Genomic DNA, 22,141 nt, shown 5'->3' on the forward strand with positions numbered 1-22,141 from the left:
GCCAATTCACGGATTGGCGATGATTATCCCGATTTTTATAAGGTTTTTCATGTCGTTTACTCCAGAAGACCCTTTCGACCTTGTTCTTGATGCCCGTGGACTGATTTGTCCGATGCCAGTGCTGAAGGCAAAGAAGGCGTTGCGCGATGTGCCGGTAGGCGGCGTTCTAAAGGTTTTGGCGACTGATCCGGGATCGGTTGCAGATATGAAATCCTTTTGCGATATGACAGGAAACCGCCTGTTGTCATCGACACAGGAAAATGATGTGTTTATCTATCATATCGAGAATCTGGCCGCGAAATAACCACAAGAACCGCGCCCGCCACGTCCGGAAATGAAAGTTGCCGCCATGTCCGCCTCATCATCACCCCTGCAATGGGTTCATTGTGCCTTTGACGATATGACGCCGCGTCTGGTCCATGACCTTTTTCAATTACGGCAACAGATTTTCATCATCGAACAGGAATGTCTTTTTCCCGATATCGATGGATTGGACCCGATTTGTCAGCATGTTCTGGGGTTGCTTGATGGCAGGGTGGTGGCAGCCGCGCGCATTGTGGCACCGGGTATTGACCCCGATCATTCCGCACAGGGGCAACATCCAGCAATCGGGCGTGTCGTTGCCAGCCCGGATTTGCGCGGACAGGGGATCGGCCGTAAACTGATGTTGCAGGCCATTGCATCCTGCGAAGACAGCTTTGCGGGTAAGGGCATTTTTCTAAATGCCCAGCTGTATCTTAAAAACTTCTACGAGGGGCTTGGCTTCATCCAGTTCGGTGAGGCGTTCTATGAAGATGGCATCGCCCACATATCAATGCTGCGTTCGGCCTGATCGCGGGCGGTATGGCCGGTATGGCCGGTACGGTTTAGCGCAGGCCGACCGTTGCCATACCGGTAAAGAATTCAAGCTGCCACTTCATGTCTTCTTCGCTCAAGGGATATGCCTCGCCACGGGGATTAAGCGTCTGACCGGGCGGAACATGACCGAGTTTGACCTGAATTTTAACGGCCAGTTCGGCCGAAAGGCCGGCCTTCCATGCCAACGACACAACCCCCTTGGCCGAATGGGTATTCAGGACCTTGCTTACCGCTTCTGGCGGAATTCCGGCAAGTACGGCCAAGGCGGCACGTGCCAGTTTGACATCATTGGCGGCCAATGCCTTGGCAACTTCCTTATCGGTGAGTTTGCCTTTGCTATGCAGGGCCAAGGCCTTTTCGTAGGAGGATTCTTCTTCCTCTTCGCCTGCTGCGCCGTCTTTACCGTCTGCCTTGGCAGCGACTTTCTTTTCGGCCTCTTTTTGCTTGGCCTTGCGGGTTTCAACCTGGATTTCGTCGCGTTTGTCAAATTCGCCTGACGAAATGCGGCGATTGACCACTTCACGCACGGCTTCCAGCTGTTCCTTTTTCAGATCTTTACGACGTTCAAGCACACTGATGAGGCTTTCGGCAACAAATCGCGCCAGTTTCCCGGCCGCTGTTGGTGGCAGTTGCGGGCGTTCAACCAATGGCTTGTGCCATTCGGGATAATCCGGGGCACGATCAATCAGCTGATCAAGCGTCTCTTCGCGGATTTGAGCCGATTTATTGCCCAGAAGGTGCGAAATCGCGTCCTTATCGCTACTTGCCGCAATCGCATCAGCCAGTTTTTCGCCGACATTGCGTCTGCGCGAAATAAAGCTTAGCGATCCGCGCCCGGTGCTGCCTTCGATGATTTCAAGCAGGTCCGTTTCGGTCAGAACCGGCGAATATTGCAGGACTGGTCCGCACACGACACTTTCCGTATCGCGTGCCAATTGCTGAATGATCGGCTGCGGTGCGTTGGCGATATCCTTGAGCGTTTCGGAAATCACCTGACGGACATGGACGGCCTGATCACGGGCAAGCTTGTCCAGCGCCTCGTAGGTCATGCGGCGCAGCTTGTCCGACTCGTTAGGGGTCAGTCCGGCTGACAGATTGGCAATCTTTTCGGCCAGACTGCCACGAACGCTGTCATCCTTGTCGTCGGTCAGCAGGACGTCGGCTTGTACCGGGGTTGCCTGGTTTGCTGCAATATGACGCCGCACCTGGGAATCCGCATCACTTGCAAGATAGTACAGGATTTCGGGTTTGGTATCGTGACGCTGGGCCAGTACCCCGCGCACATTTGCATCCGGGCTGGCTGCCATATCCTTGGCTTCATCATACGTGATCGGGGTTTCCCGACGTTTGGTGAAGACCCTCTGCAAAAAGCCCTTCATAGGGGTGTCTCCTGGTTTTCTATTTTTGCCGGTTCATCCGATCCGGGAGGGGCGGCAATACCGAAACTGCCTTTGCCGTGTTTTTTCACCTGATACATGGTCTGATCGGCGCGAAGCACAAGTTGTTCAAGCGGTTCTTTGGATGCGGCATCGCGTACCGCAATACCGACCGAAATACCAAGCGGGCGATCTTTGGCACCGGAAAACGACGATAAGGCTGCGCTTTTTTCCAGAAGGATGCGTGCGCGCTTCGCCGCGGTTTCCATATCGGCCCCATCCAGCCAGACGACAAATTCATCGCCGCCAAGACGCGCGACCAAGTCAACCGGGCGGGTGTTGTCCAGAAGAATGCGGGTTAGTGCCAGAATGGCCTCGTCGCCGGTCTGATGCCCGTGCACATCGTTGACCAGCTTGAAATTATCCATATCAACATACATCAGTGCCGCGGGCATGTTGTCATGCAGCAGTCGGGCATGGCGACGACCGAGTTCGTCGAAAAAGGCACGCCGGTTCAATAGCCCGGTCAGACCATCGGTCCGCGACAGGGTGACGATCCGGTCATGCTGTGCGGCCTGTTCGATTGCAATGCCGATCTGATCGGAAACCTCGGACATGATGGCGCGTTCGCCGTCATTCGGGACGGGGTGATCGGCATTGAAGATAAATATCACTGCACCATTCACCCGCTGATGATAGTGGGAGTGATGAGCAAGAACGCGATAGTTTTCGATTTCTGCTTCGAAAACGTCTTCGTTTTCGTCAAGCTGTTTCAAGGCCTGATTGGCAATCGGGTCAATGTCTTCGGGGCCGTGACAGGCGACCATTTCGATCTCGTCGGTGTCTTCGTTGCGGCGAAAAATCGCGCATCCCGCACAGGCCAGCGCGCGCGCGCTGGCATCGGCCGCCCCTTTCAGGACAAGGGTCGGATCTATTTCATCGCGCATGGTTCGCACGATATAGGTCATCAGCCGGTCACGGTTTCGCGCGGTGGCGACTTCGCTTTCTCGGCGGCGCTGTTCGGTAATGTCATGGGCAAGCCCGCGCGTGCCGGTCCAACGGCCATCACGCGTGTAAACCGGGGTCGAGGAAACGGCCAGACAGGCGGCATTACCATTGGCCCGTTTAAGCCAGATCGGCACATCCCGAACGGCCTTTTGGCTGCGAAATACGATTTCGCTGTCCTGATCGGCGGTATCAAGCAGGAAATCAAGAGGTGAGCGTCCGACAAGCTGTTCGGCCTTGTAGCCAAGTGCGCCGCGCGGCGAGACGAAAATGAATTTGCCGGTATCGTCGGTTTCCCATGCGAAGGCAGAGGATACTTCGACAATGTCACGGTAACGCTGGCGCGAATCAATCAAGGCCTCGCGCAGGTTACGATCCATACTGACATCACGTGGCAGTAGCAAAACACGGTCATCCGTCATTGGCAGGGCCGTCAGTTCAAGCGTTGCTGTGCCCTCTTGAACTTCGAAAGTCAGCAGTTCTAAAACCCCGCCGGGTGTTGTGATCGCGCGTAAGACCAGTTTGTTGATTTCGGGGAATAGGCCGTCACGAATGCCTTCGGCGAAGCTTCGGGCATTTTTGTTGGCAAACAGGGGCGTTCCGTTCTTGTCCATGACCAGAACGGGGGCCTCTGCATCGGCCATGGTCTGTGGATCAAGGATGAAAACCTGTTCGGACGTCACATCGGTATGGTCAGACATTGCCTTCTCAGCATCCTTGTGGTGCCGGTTCATTTTCCGCCTCCGGTCGCATCGGCGGTTTGCGTGGTATTTGATGATCCGGTATTCACACTGGCAAGCGTTACAGGCGCGCCAAGATGATATCCTTGACCGTAATCAATGCCCAGATCGCGAACCAGTTCGAAGCTGGCCTGATCATAGATCATTTCTGCAATTGTATGGATGCCAAGATCCCGGCAAAGCAAGGCCGTGGCCTTGATAAAAGCGCGGCCTTTGGGTTTGGCCAGAGCGGTTCGCATGGCACCGCCATCAAATTTGATGATGTCGACGTCAAGCGCGCTCAGATATTCGAAATTGGCGGCCCCGGCCCCGAAATCGTCAAGGCAGACAAGGTGCCCGCGTGCGCGCAGGCGCTGCAGACCATCATTCACGTCGCGCAATCCGCGAATGCGCGACGTTTCTGTCACCTCGAACATGATTTTTGCCGGATCGATATCATAGCGATCCAGAATTTGTTCAAGTGCTGGCAGAAAATCCTGCTGTTCAAGCGAGTGGCCGGATAAATTAACTGCAACAGAATGAGTTACGCGTTCAGGTTCAAGCGTGACGTGATCCAGCACCTTCTGACACATTGCCAGATCGAATTCGGTAATCAATCCGGTGCCTTCGGCAAAATGAATGATCTGATCAACCGCAAGGGCGCTGCCGCCGTGATGGAACCGCGCCAATGCTTCGTAATGGTGCATCTCAAGGCTTTCGAGATGCACGATCGGTTGCAGCGCGACGGCAAAGGATCCGTTCTGCACAATTTCGCGAAATGCCCGAACCGATTTCAGGGTTTCCTGAATAAGATGCGGCAAGCTTGCTGAAAGGCGTTCGGCCGATACATCCGAATCACCGCGATGCTGCAGACGATTAAGCGCATATGCAACAGCACGTGTCAGATTGGTTTCTCTTTCACCATTTTCTATCGGTTGGCGGACATTCTGTGTGAGGCGGTGAAACCCGCTGGCAAGGTCATAGTCACGGCCAAACAGATCATTGTTGGTGAGTGTCGAAGCACCCGACGTGCCAGAACCGCCCGTGGCAAGGTTCAGATTTTTGAAAGGATCGGGGGCGTTTGCCGCATCGCTGCAATCCGGATCGTCAAGATCGGCGCGTAATGCACTGGCATAGGCGACAATTCGGCGTTCCAGTTCGATCATCGGTTCGTCAACCAGATAACCGCCGTCTGGCTCATGGTTTTCGGGGCTTCGGCGGTTGCCGATGCCAATCCCGATCAGGCGCGCAAGTTCGTTGGTCGCATCGGTTTCTGCTTGACTGCGAAGGGCGGCGAGGTTTTCAAGAACCACAAGGGCTTCGCTATGGCTTGAGGCCATGCGTGCGGCGGTTTCGGCCTGCTGGTCGTTCTTGCCTGTTTTTGAGCTTACCGCAGACAACGTGTTTTGCAGGATCAGGCGATCAATGCCCGATCGTGCGCGCGGACGTATCGCGCGATGGCGGGCCGCAATAAAATAACGACCGATCGGTTCGGAAATCATATAGCCGCTAAGTGACAGGGGAACCGGATTGCCAAGGGCAATTCCATCATCCTCGATCAACTGAAAATCAAGATCGAGTTCTTCAAGCCGTTTGATCCCGGAACTGGCATGAAGATAGGCCCGTAACAGCGGTCGTTCCGATTTTATGACCAGCTTATCAAGTGCCTCGCCGATCAATCGTTCCGGCAGGCAGCCCAAAAGACTTTCGGTCGCACCGGCCACAAACAGGATGTATCCGTTCTCGTCGACTTCAAGCAGCATGTCCGCCCAGCAGAACGCCATGGCAGCCAGTAGGTCCCTGTCGTTTGTTTCTGCTGAATTGCTCATATTGTCTGTCATACGAGAACCATCACAAGCCTGCCCCCCAAAAGCTTCGGATGAGTTCCGAAGTCGTTTTCCCTGTTCTTCTTAAATAGCGATCTTAAGGGGTAATATGAAGGAAAAGGACTTAATAAACAAAAAAAAGCCGGTGGATACCGGGCATTGTGATTACACAGGGCTGGTTTGTGTCACGTGACGCAGACGGGAACCGTATTTCAAACGACAATACTGACATCGCAGTCACTGTCAGGCGGCGTTGTGGCTGCTTTCGGAATGGGGGCGTTTTGCGTGTTTGTTGGCATACATTGCGTCATCTGCCTGCTGCAAAAGCTGTGTGATATCGCTTTTGCCATTATAGACGGTAAAGCCGAAGCTGGCTCGGATCGGAAGGGCTGCTCCCTGCCAAATTAGCGGGAAGCGCGATGTTGCTTTTTCAAGGTCACTTATCCGACGTTCTGCGACTTCGGGAATGCTGCCGACCAGCAGTATGGCAAATTCGTCACCACCAAAGCGGGCGACAAAATCATCAGCGCGTGTATGTGTGCGAAGGTTTTGGCCGAAATGGCGCAGGATGGCATCGCCAGCGGCATGGCCATGGTGATCATTGATCAATTTGAAGCCGTCAAGATCGGCAATGACCAGAATGCCGTTTTCCGGGTGACGGGCGGCACGTGCCATGGTTTCGCGAACACGACGCAGGAAACCGCGACGGTTATAAAGACCGGTCAATTCGTCGGTTTCGACCATTTGTTCAAGCTGTCGGATGCGGTTCTGCTGCTGGTCGAGACGGTTTTGCATGTCGCGTGCAAGGTCAACAAGTGTCGCAAATGCATCCGTGCTTTCGGCTTCAACTGTGGCACGGGTGTTAACATCCGTTCGCGGTTGAAACTCGTCAGCCAGTTTTTTCAGAAGCTCTAGATGCGAGTTGTTCATCTTTGATCTTGTTATCAATGACAATGCAAACTGAAACGCGTAAAACGTTTGACAGTATCCTTTTTAAAGTCCAGTGCGTTACAACATCATTAACGAAGAACGTAAGGTTTTGTGACGGCAGGAAACCGCACGAGCACAGGAGAACGATAATGAAAACCGGAATTGGCGCCGTGTCTGGCAAGTTTGCTGCGATCCTGGCTGCGGGAATGTTGATGTCGGCATGTTCGGCATTTCAGAAAGAAAACATGACCCTGACCGGGGAAATTACCGATAATGGCCGGGAATGCGTCACGTTTCGTGCGGATGACGGAACCCTTTATGCGCTGGCAAACAAGGCAAGCAATTTCCGTCCTGGTGACAAGGTTCGGGTGACCGGCCATGGTGCGTTGATGACGACCTGCACCGAGGCCGAAACCCTGATCGTTGACAAGATTGTATTGCTGGGCGGTGATGCCAAATAGGACGGTTTCCGGTCGCATTCACGCAACGTGAATGCGACTTTATTGATTATGCGTTGCAAAGCAATCCGTGCCGTCAGCCAAAAGCTGGCGGCATTGTTTTTCAGCGCTGGCAATATCAGCAAACCCACCAAGGCGCAGCCGATGAAACGTTCCCTTGGTTCCGAGGTCTGCGGTTGAAAGGTCGCGGGGGTGGGACTGTGCCAGATCGGGATACCGGATCATGAAACTTGCCCAATAGGTTTGGGCACTGATCGTGTCGCGAAACGCACCAAGCTGGATCGCAAATGCGCCGTCGGTTCCGGCGGGGGAGACACTTGTCGCTGTCGATGTTGATGCCTGTGACGCACCGGTTTCCGGAATTAAAGGCGATACTGTCACATGCTGTGTGTTCGCGGATGCAGATGCAGATTTTGGCTGGGCGATGAGTGCTGGCGCAGGTTTTTCCATGATTGTGCGTTTTGCGCCTGCTGCTCGCGATGGCGCGCGTTTGATACCCTGTTTTTCCATTCGATATTGCTCGGCAAGGCTGGGCCGATCTGTGTCTTCAAGTAAAACGGGGTCGGTTCGTATGGTGCCGGGCAGAAGGCTGAAAGGTTGATTGACCGGCGACGGGCTGCTGGTGTGAACGGGTAGATCGGTCGGTATGGCGTCCAGACCGGATTTCATTTCTTTGCTTGCGGGATGTGCTGTCTCGATATTTTGCGCCGTAACCTGACCCGGGCCCATGGTCAGAAAAAGACCGGCGGCAATGCATCCTGTCACGATACTGGCCAGTTTGGATCCGTATCGAACGCGAACAGGGGATGTCGCCGCCGGTATCATTTATTGTTCCGACCATGCCGGGAAGGCGTGGCGTTCGCGCAGGATGCGGTCATTCTGGCGCAGCCGTTCCATTGCCTTGCCATAAACGCTGTCGGCGGTGTACTGGCCTTCGGGATGATCGCCACATGGCTTGCCGCTGAGCAATTCGATGGCGTCATTGATGTGTTCCACCGTCCAGATGTTGAACTTGCCCTGACGAATTGCCTGAACAACTTCCTCGCGCAGAACAACATTTTCCGCATTGGCCAGCGGGATGATCACACCCTGATCGCCGGTAAAGCCCTGATCGGCACAAATGCGATAAAATCCTTCGATCTTGTGCGAAATGCCCCCGACTGGCTGTGCCTGCCCGAACTGGTTCATTGATCCTGTTACACCGATATTCTGGCGCATCGGGATGTTGGAAATTGACGAAATGATCGCGCAAAGTTCGGCCATGGATGCCGAATCACCTTCTATCCCGCCATAGTTCTGTTCGAACGTCACGTTACAGGCAAAGGATAGGGGGAATTCCTGTGCAAAGCGGGATTTAAGGAACCCTTCGATTGTCATGACCGATTTCTGCTGCAATGGGCCAGACATATCGACCATGCGTTCGATGTTCAAAACGCCGAGGCTGCCGACATAGGAGCGTGCGGATACGCGTGCGGGCAAACCAAATGCGTGATCGCCATAATCGAGAACGGTCAGCGCGTTAACCTGCCCGACAACCGCACCATAGCTGTCGATCAGGATTTCGCGACGCTGAACCCGTTCATGGGACCGGTCTTCAAGTCGGCTGTTGCGATGACGGCGTTCTTCGATGGCGCGTCTGACATCGGCCGCCCGGATGCTGCTACGTTTGTCGGTCTTGGCCAGTGCGCCGGCTTCGATGGCTACATCTTCGACCCGCTCGATCTGTGCGGTCAGTTTGTCACGTTCCCCGGCCCAGCGGGCCGCCTGACCCAGTAATTGGCGGATGGCCCCGTTATCAAGCGGGATGCCGGTACGTGACAATGCAGAATCACGCAGTAATCCGGTATAGATCGAAATGTTACGACCTGCGGCGGGCATGTCGGCATCGATGTCGGCCTTCACCCGGAAATGGTTGCGAAAATCAACATCCAGCGAGAAGAAAGTATAGTAATATTTCGGTGCGCCGACGATCACGACCTTGACGTCAAGCGGGATGGGGCGCGGTTCCGGTGCACCGGCAGTTGGCGGGCCGGATTTATGGGTTTCCTCGATCCGGATTTCGCCATCACGAAGGGCTGCTTTCAGGAACGCCCAGCTGTCTTCGTGTTCGACCAGCGATTCCGCGCGTAAAACCAGAACGCCGCCATTGGCGCGATGCAGGGCACCTGGCTTGATCAGGCTGAAATGCGGGTGCATGCCACCTGCTACCGGGCGGTACTGGATTTGGCCAAACAGGTTATCATAGCTTGGGCTTGGTTCCAGAACGACATCAGGATGCTTGTCGCGCGAATGGTCGATCAGAAGATTGACCGCATAACGGTCATCGACGGTTTCGGGCATTTTGCCATCGCCGCTGTCGATGGCGGGCTGGTCGCTGGCTTCTTCGAACGCGTCGATATTATCAAGAATGTCTTTTTCAAGCGCTTCGAACCACGCCTTCATTCCCGGTGCAGTGAATTTGTCGCGGATTTTGCGAATGCGCGGCTTCAGAACGACCTTTGCGGCCCCGCGGCGAAGCGCATCAAGCGTGTCGGAAATCTGTTCTTCAAGATCGCGGGTCGAAAGCAGCGTCTTGCGGGCTTCTTCGGCGACTTCTTCAAATGCATCTTCGGCTTCGGCGCGGCGCTCTTTGGGGATTTCGTCAAGCGAAACGGGCTCGCCTTCCTCGTTCAGGGCGACGATCATCACGCCTTTTTCGTTTTCCTGAACATCCAGACCGCGTTCGCGGGCATATTCGCGCAAGGCGTCGAATTTTTCGCGCAGTTGTGCACGCGCTTCTTCCGTCTGGGTCTGGGTTTCGGTCAGGTGGGCTGGCGCGTTGAATGCGGATGCAAATGCCTCGCGCAGGTGCGATACCAGCGTTTCCATCGCATCGGCCAGTTTGCGGCCTTCACCAGCGGGAAGGGCATAAGGGCGCGGGCGATTGGTGCGGGAAAAGTTGTTCAGATATACCCAGTCCTGCGGTGCTGGGCGTTCTTCCATCGACTTTTTTAGATATTCGAGGGTTGCGGTCATACGACCAGCGCGATCAAGGCCCAGAACAAAGATGTTGAAGCCCGGCTCGGACATTGAAAGACCGAACTTCAATGCCTCTGCTGCTCGGTAATGCGATGAAAAAGCAAAAATTTCAGGAGACTGGTCTTTGTGTGGGCTGCGAATCCGGAAGTGGGGGAAGCCACAATCATCAGCGTCGAGGCGGGAAACTGGCATTTGCTGTCTTTCTGCTGCCCAAGAAGGATGTGATCAGGCAAGGACGCCGATCACGAAATCTTATCTTGGAAGCAACGCGATAGGACGGTCAAGAGCAGCTTGTCGATTTTGCGATATGGGCGTCCCGGGAATTGATGATGCGATGGTGTAATGCCTCGTGCAGCTATTATCAAACCGCAACCAAAAGGCGTTTCAGTCATGGACAAAAAACGGTTTACATCACGACCGTATTGCCAAACTCGCTGGTTTGCAGCAGGCGTTCGACAATCTGAACGCCGTGACGCAGACGTTCGGTCGATTTTTCGGCCCCGAAACAAAGCCTTAGCCCGCGTTGTGGATGCCCGACCGAAAACTGCTGTGCCGCGGTCAGAAGCACACCGTTATTGGCCGCATTCATGACCAGTTCACCCGGATCGATATGGTCGGGCAGATCAAGCCAGATATGATAGTTGGTCGGATGAAACCGGACATTGTAGCCCTTTAGCGTGCCCAGAATGATCGAAAGCCGTCTTGCGGCTTCTTCACGGTGCCAGGCTTCATATCGTTTGAGGCTGCCATCTTCGATCAGGCGTGAAACAAGTTCCAGATTGATGGCCGATACCATCCAGCAGGTTGATCGAATGGCGCTTGCGAGTTTGGCGATCATTTCGCTTGGGGCGTGGATATAACCGACGCGAAGACCGCCGCCGATGCTTTTTGAGACCCCGTCCAGATAGATGCTGCGTTCCGGCGCAAAGCATGAGAGCGGCGGTGGCGCATCGGGATTGAGGAAGTGATAGATGCCATCCTCGATCAAAAGCAGATCATATTTGCGCAGAATTTCAGCGATTTCCATGCGTCGCTGTTGGCTCATGGTGCAGCACAGCGGATTGTGCAGGGTTGGCATCAAATAAATGGCGCGCGGGCTTTGTGTCCGGCAAAGGGTTTCAAGAACATCCGGAATGATGCCTTCGTCGTCCATGGCAACACCACGCAGACGGAATTGCAGCAGATTTGCAAGGCTGCGCAGGTTCGGATAGGTCAATTCCTCGCACAGGACCAGATCGCCTGGTCGTACGGTTGCCAGCAATGAAACCGTCATTCCGTGCTGAACGCCTGCGGTTGGCAGAACACGTTCCGGATTGTCATCCAGTCCGAGTGCACCGGCCATTGAGGCAAGGGCGCGCCGGTGGCCCGGCATGCCATATTCCGACTTGTAGGTGATCATGTCATCCAGAGGGGTACATTTGGCGACATCAATCAGGACATTGCGAATATGGTCTTCGCGCGGGGGGAGGGGGCAATTCATGCGGAAATTGACCGGCCCGATATCCTCGTCATCATCATTTGCCGTTTCGCGGGCCATTTTCCCGATATTGTTACTGAAGTGTCCCGGTGCGGGAACCGTCGCCGCCATATCCAGTTCGCTTTGCAAACTGCCCAGCACATATGTGCCGCGTCCGACTTCGCCAGCAACAAGCCCCAGTCTTTCCGCCTCGCGGTAGGACCGCGTAATCGTACCGACTGTAACGCCCAGGTGATAGGCAAGGTCGCGATGAGTGGGAAGACGGTCGCCGGGTTTGAGTGACCCGTCATCAACCGCGCTGCGGATGGCGTGTGCGATCTGTCGATAAACAGGGCCGCTGCCGCCTTCGATGTTTGGAAGCCATATTGTCATGGTGACAATGTTTAAATTGACACAATGTCAATGTCAATGACAAAACAAAATCGGTACAATTAATCGACAGGAGGAAGTGATGGTAAATTGTAACGATACAATCCGGGTTTCCGAACTCAATATCAAAGGAAACGTACAGATGAACACCAAAGGCGCTGTCAAGGCGACTGACTGGCGTTCTGCTGTTGCCGGCATCGCTGTCTTCGTCGTCGAATATCTTCGCGCCTGGCAGGAACACGCACGCGACCGCAGAATGTTGGAAAAGCTTGATGATCACCTTCTGAAGGATATCGGAATGACGCGATCCGATCTGGATCACGAATTGTCAAAGCCGTTTTGGACAGGGTTCCCCCCGCGCAACTAGATTATGTTGCGCCGAACGGAGGTTCACGCTCCCTCGTGCCTCCGTTCGAACCCTGTCTGAATTGTCCCGATGAATATCATTCGATTGTACTGATGAACTATCCGAAAGGGTGACAATGTCGCTGTTTACCGAAAAGGAGCTTCGCGAAGCTGCGTCTTATGTCCACCAATATGTGGCTCCGACGCCGACAATACGCTGGCCGTTGCTGGATCGGGCGACTGGATTGTCCCTGTATGTGAAGCATGAAAACCATACCCGCCTTGGTGCGTTCAAAATTCGTGGCGGGCTGACATTTTGTCGTTATCTGAAAAATTCCATCGGAGTATCGCGGGGCATCATAAGTGCCACGCGTGGCAATCATGGCCAAAGTCTGGCACATGCCGCCAGTCAGTCGGGCCTTTCGGCAACCATTATTGTTCCGCGCGGCAACTCGGTTGAAAAGAACGCAGCGATGCGGGCTTGGGGTGCCGAGGTCATCGAGCATGGCGACGATTTTCAGGATGCTGCGGAATATGCAGGCCAATATGCCGCTGCCGAAGATTTGGTGATGGTGCCGCCTTTTCACCCGGAACTGGTGCGCGGCGTTGCATCATACGGGCTGGAACTGTTTGATGCGGTCAGAAAGCTTGACCGGATTTACGTGCCGATTGGTATGGGGTCAGGGATTTGTTCGTTGATTACAGTGCGCGATGCTCTGGGCCTTGATACCGACATTATCGGTGTTGTCGCGACGGGGGCAGATGCCGTGCTGCAATCCTTCCGGGCGGGCAAGGTGATTACAACACCAACCGCGAATACGTTTGCAGATGGCGTTGCCTGTCGCAGTCCTGATCCGGCAGCGTTCGCAATCATCAAAGACGGCGCGTCAGATATTGTTGCGGTAAGCGATGATCAAATCCGCGATGCCATGCGCCTTTATTTCAGTTCCTGCCACACCCTTGCCGAGGGTGCGGGGGCGGTATCACTTGCCGCGGCGATTGCAGATCACGAACGCAATATCGGCAAGAAGACAGCTGTCATTCTGAGTGGTTCCAATATCGACCGGACCGACTATGCCCGTATCCTGAACGGAGATACCCAATGAGCCGCCCGTTAAATCGTGCCGGCAGCAGCCCCACTGCGACGACGGCGCGTCATCTGATGTTTGATGATCTTGAACAGCTTGACCAGATACTGGCCGCAACCAGCGATATGGCACGCGACTTTGTTCAGGGTGCTGACGACATGGATGTGACCTGCCGCGACTTTTCTGCCTTTGATCCCTCGCGCCCGATGCCGGGGCAGGGTCGCGGTACGCTTGATGCGCTGCGGGCAGCGAAGGAAGAAATTCTGCCGCTGCTCGCCGCATCAATCGGTCCCCGTTATCTTGGTTTTGTGACCGGCGGCACGACACCGGCCGCCCTTGCCGGTGATTGGTTGACAGGCGCAATCGATCAGAACGCAACCGGCCCGGAGGGCAGCGTTACGGCAGCAGTCGAAGAACAGGTGATCAACTGGATTTGCGAGATGGCCGGGCTACCCCGCAGGCGTTTTGATGGTGTACTGACAACGGGTGCGACGGTATCGAACCTTTTGGGGCTTGTTGCCGGGCGCCAATGGTGCGGTCAGCAGATCGGCGTTGATGTTGACGCCGACGGGGCGGGTGTGCTGCCAGGTTTTGAAATATTTGCCGCAAGCCCGCATGCCAGCATGATCAAGGATTTGTCGGTTACCGGGATTGGTCGCAATAGCTTTACCAAGGTTGCAACCCGACCGGGGACCGAGGAAACCGATATCACCGATCTTAAAAACCGCCTTGCGGCAAGTACGGCCAAGGCCAAGCTGGTTATCGCGTCTGCGGGCACGGTGAATGCGACTGATTTCGATGATCTGATCGCGATTGCCGATTTGTGTGCGGCTTATGGGGCGTGGCTGCATGTTGATGCGGCGTTTGGCATGTTTGCCGCCCTTGATGATCGGCGCGCCCATCTGCTAGCAGGACTTGATCGGGCAGACTCTATCACCTCAGATGGTCATAAATGGCTGAATGTTCCGTATGATTGCGGGATTTTCCTGACCCGGCATATCAGTGTGCTTGAAACCTGCTGCCGGGCGTTTGCGCCGTATTTGCAGACGGATGCGGTTGGAAATATGTATATCAATCGCGGGGTGGAAAATTCCCGCCGGTTCCGGGCTTTGCCGCTTTGGCTGGCGATGGTCGCCTATGGACGTGACGGTTTTGTCGGGATTGTTCGGGCGAACTGCGATCAGGCAGTTGATCTGGCGCAATGGGTGCGTGGTCATGACCGGCTTGAATTGCTGGCCGATCCCAAACTTAACGTGATCATGTTTACCGGCCCGGGCAGCGATGATGATAATCGTGGCTTGCTGTCGCGTATCAATGCGACTGGAAAACTGTTCATGACGCCAACGATCTATGGTGGACGGTTCGGGTTCCGTGCGGCGTTCAGCAACTGGCGCATGCGTGATCACGATTTGCAAATCGTCAAGGATGCGATTGACAGTGTACTGTAAAGGCGCTGTTTTCCAAGTATCAAAGACCATTCAGGATAAAAGACGAATGAAAACGCTTCCGATTTACCAGATTGATGCTTTTACCAACCGGATGTTTGCCGGTAATCCGGCGGCAGTCGTGCCACTTGATGGCTGGTTGCCCGAGGTGGTCATGCAAAATATTGCGATGGAAAACAATCTGTCGGAAACGGCTTTCGTGGTGAAGCTTGATCCGGCAAAGAATGACGGGGCTGATTTTCATATCCGATGGTTCACACCAACGGTCGAAGTGCCGCTTTGTGGTCACGCGACGCTGGCGAGTGCGTTTGTCATTTTCAATATGCTGGGTTTTGACGGTGATTTAATACGATTGCAAAGTGCCAGCGGCATTCTGACCGCGCGGCGCGATGGTGATGCGATTGTACTTAATTTCCCCAAGCAATCGATTGCTCCTGATGATGTTCCGGCGCATGTTCTTGCCTCCATATCCGACGCAGCCCCGCGGGGGACTTTCCGTGTTACCAGCCGGGATACCGATTTTGTCGTGGTTTATGACGATGCATCGGTGGTGCGGAACATGAAACCGGATATGTCGGCATTAGGGAAACTTGCCGAACGCGGCGTAATCGTTACCGCACCAGGTGATCAGCCGGGCATTGATATGGTATCGCGGTATTTCCTGCCCGCCCTTGGTATCGATGAAGACCCTGTAACCGGCTATATGCATTGTGTTGTTGCGCCATATTGGGCGGAACATAGCGGTAAATCCAATGTTGTCGGGTATCAGGCGTCCAAGCGTGGCGGGATCGTTGATTGTACGATTGATGGGGAACGCGTCCATCTGAAGGGCAATGCGCTTTTGTATCTTAAGGGTGAGATTTATCTGCCTGATTGACGTCGGACAGACTGTCGAAAAGCGATCGTTGCAATGGCGGGCAGGGCACAACACTGTCCGCCATTTTTATGGCAAAATACCGGGTTTTGGTGATCTGGCAGGGTTGCGCGGTCTAACCACTATCGCGCAAGGCCGCGATCCGACGTTTGATTTTTATTGACCTCTTGCGGGGGCTTTCGTCTAAGTAAGGGCAAAATACGACTTCCGGGGAATGGACGGGCGTTTTGAATAGCCTGCCACAACCCCGTATAAAAGCGCTGTTGCAGGGGAAGATAGATCGTGATCGATAGTGTTGTCGCCAGTTCTGCGACGCCATTGCAGATGTGGGTGGTTCTGGCGCTGGTCGCCGGATCGCTGGTCCTGTATGGGCTGGAGCGCATATCGCTTGAGCTGACCAGCATGGCGCTGATTGCCACTTTGCTGCTGTTCTTCAATTTCTTCCCGTTGCCCGATGCCGATGGCAACAACCTGCTTGATGCGGGCGCGCTGATGTCTGGGTTTGCCAACCCGGCCTTGCTGACTGTGCTTTCATTGTTGGTCGTCGGGCAGGGCATGGTGCTGACCGGCGGGGTCAGTTATATCGCTGGTCTGATTACCGAACATGGCGGCAAGAATGCCTCGATGGCGATTTTTGTCGGATTGTTTGTCGTGATGCTGATGTCGGCATTCCTGAACAACACCCCGGTCGTTGTTATCTTCATACCAATCATTCAGGCGCTGTCGGAGCGTATTCAGCGTTCGCCCAGTGCATTGATGATCCCGTTGTCTTACGTCGCTATTCTGGGCGGGATGACGACCCTGATCGGGTCTTCGACCAACCTTCTGGTATCAAGCTCGTTGATCGAACTTGGCATGCCTGCACTCGAGTTTTTTGAATTTACGGTGATTGGCAGTGTGCTGGCGCTGGTGGGCTTTGTCTATGTGCTGTTCGTCGCGCCCCGCCTTTTGCCCGCGCTGGCATCGATGCGCAGCAAGCTTGCCAACCCCGATAGCAGTGGCAAACAATTCATCGCCCAGATCACCGTCGGCCCGGCGTCTCAGATGATCGGTACCCGTCCTGTGGCCGGGTTCTTTAAAGACCTGCCCAATATTACGATCCAGATGATTGTTCGGCGTGAACATGCCGATCTGCCGCCGTTTGACGAAGACATGGAAATTCAGGCAGGTGACGTTCTTGTCGTTGCAGCCACGCGCAAGGCCCTGACCGAGGCGCTGCAAAAAGATCCGGGCCTTCTGCATGCGGAAGCCGCGGCCGTCCATGAAGGCGGTGAAGAAATCCCACAAAAATCGACCCAGCTTCTGGCCGAGGTCATGCTGCCGCCAGGATCGCGTCTGATCGGTTTTAACCTTGAACAGATCGGTTTCCGCTATCAGTACAAATGCCTTGTCCTTGGCATTCAGCGCCGTTCGCGCATGATCCGCACGCAGATGACCGAAATCCGCCTTGAAGCCGGTGACGTTCTTCTGGTGCAGGGGCGGTCCGAGGATGTTGAAGCCCTTCGTACCATTCGTGATGTGGTTCTGCTGGAATGGTCGACACGTACCTTGCCGCGCCCGTTCCATGCCCGTCGTGCCGCGGCCATTTTCCTTGGTGTGATTGCTGTGGCGGCGACCGGTCTGGTGCCGATCATGGTTTCGAGCTTTATCGGTGCGGCACTGATGATTGCGTCGGGTGCGCTTAACCTGCGTCAGGCATCGCGCGCGATTGATCGGAAGATCGTGCTGCTGGTGGCGGCGGCATTGGCGTTGGGTAATGCGTTGCAACTGACCGGCGGGGCGGAATTTGTGGCCGATCAGTTGCTTGCGGCAACGCGCGGGGCACCGGCACCGGTGATTTTGTCGCTGTTTTTCCTGATCGTGGCGGTGTTTACCAATGTTCTGTCGAACAATGCCTGTGCTGTTCTGTTCACGCCAATCGGGATCGGCATGGCCCAGAATCTTGGGGTTGAGCCGCATATCTTTGCCATTGCGGTGGTGATGGCGGCGAACTGTTCATTTGCATCGCCGGTGGGGTATCAGACCAACCTTCTGGTGATGGGGCCGGGGCATTACCGATTTGTCGATTTCCTGCGCGCCGGCACGCCGTTGATCATCATTCTGTGGCTGGCATTCAGTCTGTTTGCGCCGTGGTATTACGACATCCCGTTCTGATTCTTGTTTTGGATGCGAGGTTAGCTGATCTGTCATGCAAATGCGGGCAGTTATAATGCGCCAAAGGCGTTTGACTTTTGGGTGTACCGCAATAGGATCGGGCTCCGATTTTGACGCAGAATAGTGCGCCTGCACCGTTCGATTATCTCAGGAATATGCCGATGGCCCAGAATGCCAATGTAACCGCCAATTCCACTGATGCCTTTGCCAAACCAAACCAGCGCCCCGCAAGCCCGAATTTTTCGTCGGGCCCGTGCAAAAAACGTCCGGGCTGGTCGGCAGATGCGCTTGATACCCGTGTTCTTGGCCGTTCACATCGTTCCAAATTCGGCAAGGAACGCATGGAAGAGGTCATTGATCGTTCGCGTGCGATCCTGAACCTGCCTGATGATTATCTGCTTGGGGTTGTTCCGGCGTCCGATACCGGTGCGGTGGAAATGGCGCTGTGGTCACTTTTGGGGCCACGCGGCGTTGATATGCTGGCATGGGAAAGCTTCGGGTCGCTTTGGGTAACGGATGTTTTAAAACAGCTAAACCTGCCTGATGTTCGGGTCATGGAAGCCGATTATGGCAAGCTGCCCGATCTTGGTGCCGTTGATTTCGACCACGACGTTGTTTTCACATGGAATGGAACGACGGCTGGTGTGCGGGTGCCGAATGGCGACTGGATCGCATCGGACCGCAAGGGTTTGACAGTTTGCGATGCTACCTCGGCGATTTTTGCCATGGAACTGCCTTGGGACAAGCTCGACGTTGTAACCTATAGCTGGCAGAAAGTTCTGGGTGGCGAGGGTGGTCATGGCATCATTATTCTGAGCCCGCGTGCCGTTGAACGCCTTGAAAGCCATAATCCCGCATGGCCGATGCCGAAAATCTTCCGCATGACCAAGGGTGGCAAGCTGATCGATGGCATTTTCCGTGGGGAAACGATCAATACCCCGTCGATGCTGGTGGTTGAGGATGCCATTGACGCCCTGAAATGGGCCGAAGATATCGGCGGTCTTGACGGTTTGCTGAAACGCACCCGTCAGAATCGCGCCTATCTTGATGAATGGCTTGCCAAAAGTGACTGGGCGGCTGATTTGTCGGAAAAGCCGGAAACGGCGTCCAATACATCAATGTGCATCAAGATTGTCGATCCATGGGCATTGTCATTGCCATCAGAAAAACAGGCAGCATTGCCCAAACGCATTTCGCAGATTCTTGAAGCCGAAGAAATCGCGATGGACATCAATGGCTATCGCGATGCGCCTCCGGGCTTGCGGATTTGGGGTGGTGCGACTGTGGAACCAAGTGATGTCAAAGCGTTGCTGCCATGGCTTGATTGGGCATATGCGACGGTCAAAGCTGAAATTCAGGCTGGCTGATCAGCATTTCGTAAGTATTATTTGCGTCTTCGGGGGTTTTCCCGTTGCCCTGTCCGGAACAAAGCGTTAGTAACCGCTACCGGATATATAGATCAGGCACGACCTGAACCGATTTTGCGCGCCTTGTCCGGAAAGCACACATAATGACCGAACTTGCCAGGAAAGCTCTTTTGCCCGCCGGCCTTCAGGATGTTCTGCCTGGAATCGCCGCACGGGAAGCTGACATCCGTGAAAAGCTGATGAGCAGTTTCGCACATGCGGGCTACGACCGGGTCAAGACGCCGCTGGTCGAATTCGAAGAGAGCCTTCTGGAGGGTGCCGCGCCGGAACTAGCCACCCAGACTTTCCGCCTGATGGATCCAGTATCGCACCGGATGATGGGTGTTCGTTCCGACATGACCCCGCAGGTCGGTCGTATCGCGGCAACCCGCCTTGGCGATGCGCCGCGTCCGTTGCGTCTTTCCTATTCCGGTGATGTTTTGCGGATCAAGGGTACACAGTTGCGCCCGGAACGTCAGTTTGCCCAGGTCGGGGCGGAGTTGATTGGTGTGTCCAGTGCCGCAGCAGATACCGAGATCGTGTTGCTTGCGCTTGAGGCGTTGGAACATGTCGGTTTGCCGGATGTTTCCGTTGATCTGAATTTGCCGACCCTGCCGGTCCGTCTGTTTGATGCCTTTGGTGTTGCAGCCGATGATCGTGAAACGCTGATCGCGGCCCTTGAACATCGCGATGTAGCAGCGGTCAAAGCTGTTAGTGGAAATGTGACCGATGTGCTGGTGGCCCTGCTTGAAGCCGCCGGTCCGGCGCAGGCAGCATTGCCGAAGCTTAAAAAGCTTGAACTGCCGTTAGGCGGATCTGAGGAATTGCATCGTCTGATCGAAGTTGCCGAACGTATTCTGGCATCCGATCTTGATGCGGCCTTGACCATTGATCCGGTTGAAATGGCTGGTTTCCGGTATCAGACCGGTGTCAGCTTTACCCTGTTTGCCAAACATGTTCGCGGTGAATTGGGTCGTGGCGGTCGTTATCGTGCGGGTGGTTCGGGCGGCGAGGCCGCAACCGGCATGTCGCTTTTCATGGATACGATTTTGCGCGGCCTTGCCGATGTAAAGCCGGTTGAACGGGTTTATTTGCCGTTAGGCACGCCGCAGCGCGAAGCGCGCCAATTGCGCAAAGACGGCCATTATACTGTGGCGGCACTTGAAGGTGCCGCCGAAGCCAAAACAGAAGATGCGGCGCGCAAGGAAGCACGCCGCATGGGATGCAGTTTCATTTATCTTGGCGGCCAGATCGTGCCGCTGGGTGCGTAACCCAGAACCATTTCTTATCGCGCAAGGAGTTTTGCGATGACCAATGTTGCCGTGATCGGTTCCCAATGGGGGGACGAGGGGAAAGGCAAGATCGTCGACTGGCTGTCCGAACGGGCAGACGTCGTTGTGCGTTTCCAGGGCGGTCATAACGCCGGTCATACTTTGGTGATCGACGGAACGACCTATAAGCTTAGCCTTCTGCCGTCGGGCATTGTTCGCAAGAACAAGTTGTCGGTTATTGGTAATGGCGTTGTCGTTGATCCGTGGGCGCTTCTGACCGAGATTGACCGCCTTAAGGGGCAGGGCGTTGAAATCACGCCGGAAAACCTGCGCGTTGCAGAAAATGCCTGTCTTATTCTGCCGCTGCACGGCAATCTGGACAAGGCACGCGAAGCCGCGGCAACCGGCAACAACAAGATCGGTACCACCGGTCGCGGGATCGGCCCGGCATATGAAGACCGCGTTGGTCGCCGTGCGATCCGCGTTGGTGATCTGGCCGATGTCGAGCTTCTTGAAGCCAAGGTCGAAAACCTTCTGACCCATCATAATGCGCTTTTGCGCGGTCTGGGCCAGCCGGAAGTCGACGGTGCGGAACTGCTTGCGCAGCTTAAGGAAATCGCACCGAAAATCCTGCCGTTCTCGGACACAGTCTGGAAATCGCTTAACCAGTTCAAGGAAGCCGGTCAGCGTATTCTGTTCGAAGGTGCGCAAGGCACGATGCTGGACATCGACCACGGTACGTATCCGTTTGTGACCTCGTCCAATACGGTTTCGGGACAGGCTGCAGCCGGTTCTGGTATGGGCCCGTCGGGGGTCGGTTATGTTCTGGGGATTACCAAGGCATACACCACACGTGTCGGCGAAGGCCCGTTCCCGTCCGAACTGTTTGACGCGGACGGCGAACGTCTTGGTGAACGCGGTCATGAATTTGGTGTTGTTACCGGGCGTAAACGTCGTTGTGGCTGGTTTGATGCGGCTCTTGTCCGTCAGTCGGTCAAGGTTAACGGCATTACCGGTATTGCATTGACCAAGCTTGATGTTCTTGACGGTTTCAAGGAAATCAAGATCTGCACCGGCTATGACATTGATGGCAAAATCTATGACCATCTTCCCGCCAACCAGCGTCTTCAGGCCAAAGCCAAACCGGTTTATGAAATCATTGAAGGCTGGTCTGAAACCACGATGGGCGCGCGCAGCTGGGCTGATCTTCCGGCGGCGGCGATCAAATATGTCCGCCGGATCGAAGAACTGATCGAGGCACCGGTTGCGTTGCTGTCTACCAGTCCGGAACGTGATGACACCATTCTGGTTCATGACCCGTTCAGTGCATGATCCCGTGCATGAATGAAAATGCAAAAAGCCACCGGTTTTTCCGGTGGCTTTTTCCGTTTAAGACTAATGATTTGGCAGATCATACCCTTATGCCCCTCTTGGATAACGGCTTGCTCCGTTTTGCTATCGGCAGTATCGTTTCGGCAGATCAGAGGACGGGCTGAAACTGCTTTCCAGGTAGGGAAGGGCA

18 protein-coding genes are annotated in these 22,141 nt (G+C 54.8%); 11 read left to right on the top strand and 7 right to left on the bottom strand.

Annotation, left to right across the window (positions count from 1 at the left end; all coding sequences use genetic code 11):
- The first annotated feature begins 19 nt into the window (after window positions 1–19).
- Together TH3_RS08600 and TH3_RS08605 are read left to right on the top strand one after the other, a co-directional pair.
- Window positions 20–304: a sulfurtransferase TusA family protein gene (locus tag TH3_RS08600; RefSeq protein WP_007089995.1), complete on the top strand. Its 285-nt coding sequence runs from the start codon at window positions 20–22 to the stop codon at window positions 302–304.
- Between the two features lie 45 nt (window positions 305–349).
- Window positions 350–832, top strand: coding sequence for a GNAT family N-acetyltransferase (locus tag TH3_RS08605; RefSeq protein ID WP_065702201.1), 483 nt, complete (start codon window positions 350–352; stop codon window positions 830–832).
- Window positions 833–866: 34 nt separating this feature from the next.
- On the opposite strand, the gene TH3_RS08610 is transcribed toward TH3_RS08605, so the two are convergent.
- From TH3_RS08610 to TH3_RS08625, 4 genes are all read right to left on the bottom strand, one after another.
- The gene (locus tag TH3_RS08610; protein ID WP_007089993.1) at window positions 867–2,237 is read right to left on the bottom strand and encodes a DUF2336 domain-containing protein; all 1,371 of its coding nucleotides are present in this window, start codon (window positions 2,235–2,237) and stop codon (window positions 867–869) included.
- Window positions 2,234–3,940 (bottom strand): sensor domain-containing diguanylate cyclase, encoded by a 1,707-nt coding sequence (locus tag TH3_RS08615; protein ID WP_233421856.1) that lies wholly within the window; start codon window positions 3,938–3,940, stop codon window positions 2,234–2,236. Before TH3_RS08615 ends, TH3_RS08610 begins: the two co-directional genes overlap by 4 nt.
- 29 nt (window positions 3,941–3,969) lie before the next feature.
- A complete protein-coding gene (locus tag TH3_RS08620; RefSeq protein ID WP_233421857.1) occupies window positions 3,970–5,787 on the bottom strand; it encodes a sensor domain-containing phosphodiesterase in 1,818 nt (605 codons plus the stop codon).
- 240 nt (window positions 5,788–6,027) lie between these two features.
- A complete protein-coding gene (locus TH3_RS08625) occupies window positions 6,028–6,714 on the bottom strand; it encodes a GGDEF domain-containing protein (RefSeq protein ID WP_007089990.1) in 687 nt (228 codons plus the stop codon).
- Window positions 6,715–6,863: 149 nt separating this feature from the next.
- Here TH3_RS08625 and TH3_RS08630 point away from each other — a divergent pair, with 149 nt between their 5' ends.
- Window positions 6,864–7,175, top strand: a complete 312-nt coding sequence (locus TH3_RS08630; RefSeq protein WP_007089989.1) for a DUF5818 domain-containing protein — start codon at window positions 6,864–6,866, stop codon at window positions 7,173–7,175.
- 39 nt (window positions 7,176–7,214) lie between these two features.
- On the opposite strand, the gene TH3_RS22365 is transcribed toward TH3_RS08630, so the two are convergent.
- The 3 genes from TH3_RS22365 to TH3_RS08650 all read right to left on the bottom strand — a co-directional run bounded on the left by TH3_RS22365 (window position 7,215) and on the right by TH3_RS08650 (window position 12,039).
- Window positions 7,215–7,841, bottom strand: a complete 627-nt coding sequence (locus TH3_RS22365) for an SPOR domain-containing protein (protein ID WP_167710564.1) — start codon at window positions 7,839–7,841, stop codon at window positions 7,215–7,217.
- 156 nt (window positions 7,842–7,997) lie between these two features.
- The gene (locus TH3_RS08640; protein WP_007089987.1) at window positions 7,998–10,259 is read right to left on the bottom strand and encodes a Lon protease family protein; all 2,262 of its coding nucleotides are present in this window, start codon (window positions 10,257–10,259) and stop codon (window positions 7,998–8,000) included.
- A 337-nt stretch (window positions 10,260–10,596) separates the two neighbouring features.
- Window positions 10,597–12,039 (bottom strand): aminotransferase-like domain-containing protein, encoded by a 1,443-nt coding sequence (locus TH3_RS08650; RefSeq protein ID WP_007089986.1) that lies wholly within the window; start codon window positions 12,037–12,039, stop codon window positions 10,597–10,599.
- Window positions 12,040–12,178: 139 nt separating this feature from the next.
- Here TH3_RS08650 and TH3_RS08655 point away from each other — a divergent pair, with 139 nt between their 5' ends.
- The 8 genes from TH3_RS08655 to TH3_RS08690 all read left to right on the top strand — a co-directional run bounded on the left by TH3_RS08655 (window position 12,179) and on the right by TH3_RS08690 (window position 21,951).
- Window positions 12,179–12,403: a DUF1127 domain-containing protein gene (locus TH3_RS08655; RefSeq protein ID WP_076519542.1), complete on the top strand. Its 225-nt coding sequence runs from the start codon at window positions 12,179–12,181 to the stop codon at window positions 12,401–12,403.
- A 115-nt stretch (window positions 12,404–12,518) separates the two neighbouring features.
- Window positions 12,519–13,487 carry a threonine dehydratase gene (locus TH3_RS08660; RefSeq protein ID WP_007089984.1) on the top strand — a complete coding sequence of 323 codons (969 nt, stop codon included), beginning with the start codon at window positions 12,519–12,521 and terminating at the stop codon, window positions 13,485–13,487.
- Window positions 13,484–14,917 carry a pyridoxal phosphate-dependent decarboxylase family protein gene (locus tag TH3_RS08665; RefSeq protein WP_007089983.1) on the top strand — a complete coding sequence of 478 codons (1,434 nt, stop codon included), beginning with the start codon at window positions 13,484–13,486 and terminating at the stop codon, window positions 14,915–14,917. Before TH3_RS08660 ends, TH3_RS08665 begins: the two co-directional genes overlap by 4 nt.
- Before the next feature lie 46 nt (window positions 14,918–14,963).
- Entirely contained in the window at window positions 14,964–15,791 is an 828-nt protein-coding gene (locus TH3_RS08670) for a PhzF family phenazine biosynthesis protein (RefSeq protein WP_007089982.1), read from the top strand.
- A 279-nt stretch (window positions 15,792–16,070) separates the two neighbouring features.
- Window positions 16,071–17,942 carry an SLC13 family permease gene (locus TH3_RS08675; RefSeq protein WP_007089981.1) on the top strand — a complete coding sequence of 624 codons (1,872 nt, stop codon included), beginning with the start codon at window positions 16,071–16,073 and terminating at the stop codon, window positions 17,940–17,942.
- 161 nt (window positions 17,943–18,103) lie between these two features.
- Window positions 18,104–19,309 (top strand): phosphoserine transaminase, encoded by a 1,206-nt coding sequence (locus TH3_RS08680; RefSeq protein WP_007089980.1) that lies wholly within the window; start codon window positions 18,104–18,106, stop codon window positions 19,307–19,309.
- A gap of 143 nt (window positions 19,310–19,452) precedes the next feature.
- On the top strand, window positions 19,453–20,619 hold the full coding sequence (locus TH3_RS08685; protein ID WP_007089979.1) for an ATP phosphoribosyltransferase regulatory subunit: 1,167 nt from the start codon (window positions 19,453–19,455) through the stop codon (window positions 20,617–20,619).
- Between the two features lie 36 nt (window positions 20,620–20,655).
- Window positions 20,656–21,951 carry an adenylosuccinate synthase gene (locus tag TH3_RS08690; RefSeq protein ID WP_007089978.1) on the top strand — a complete coding sequence of 432 codons (1,296 nt, stop codon included), beginning with the start codon at window positions 20,656–20,658 and terminating at the stop codon, window positions 21,949–21,951.
- Window positions 21,952–22,141 lie beyond the last annotated feature (190 nt).

Origin of the sequence: Thalassospira xiamenensis M-5 = DSM 17429, from assembly GCF_000300235.2 — a bacterium.
GTDB lineage: Bacteria > Pseudomonadota > Alphaproteobacteria > Rhodospirillales > Thalassospiraceae > Thalassospira > Thalassospira xiamenensis.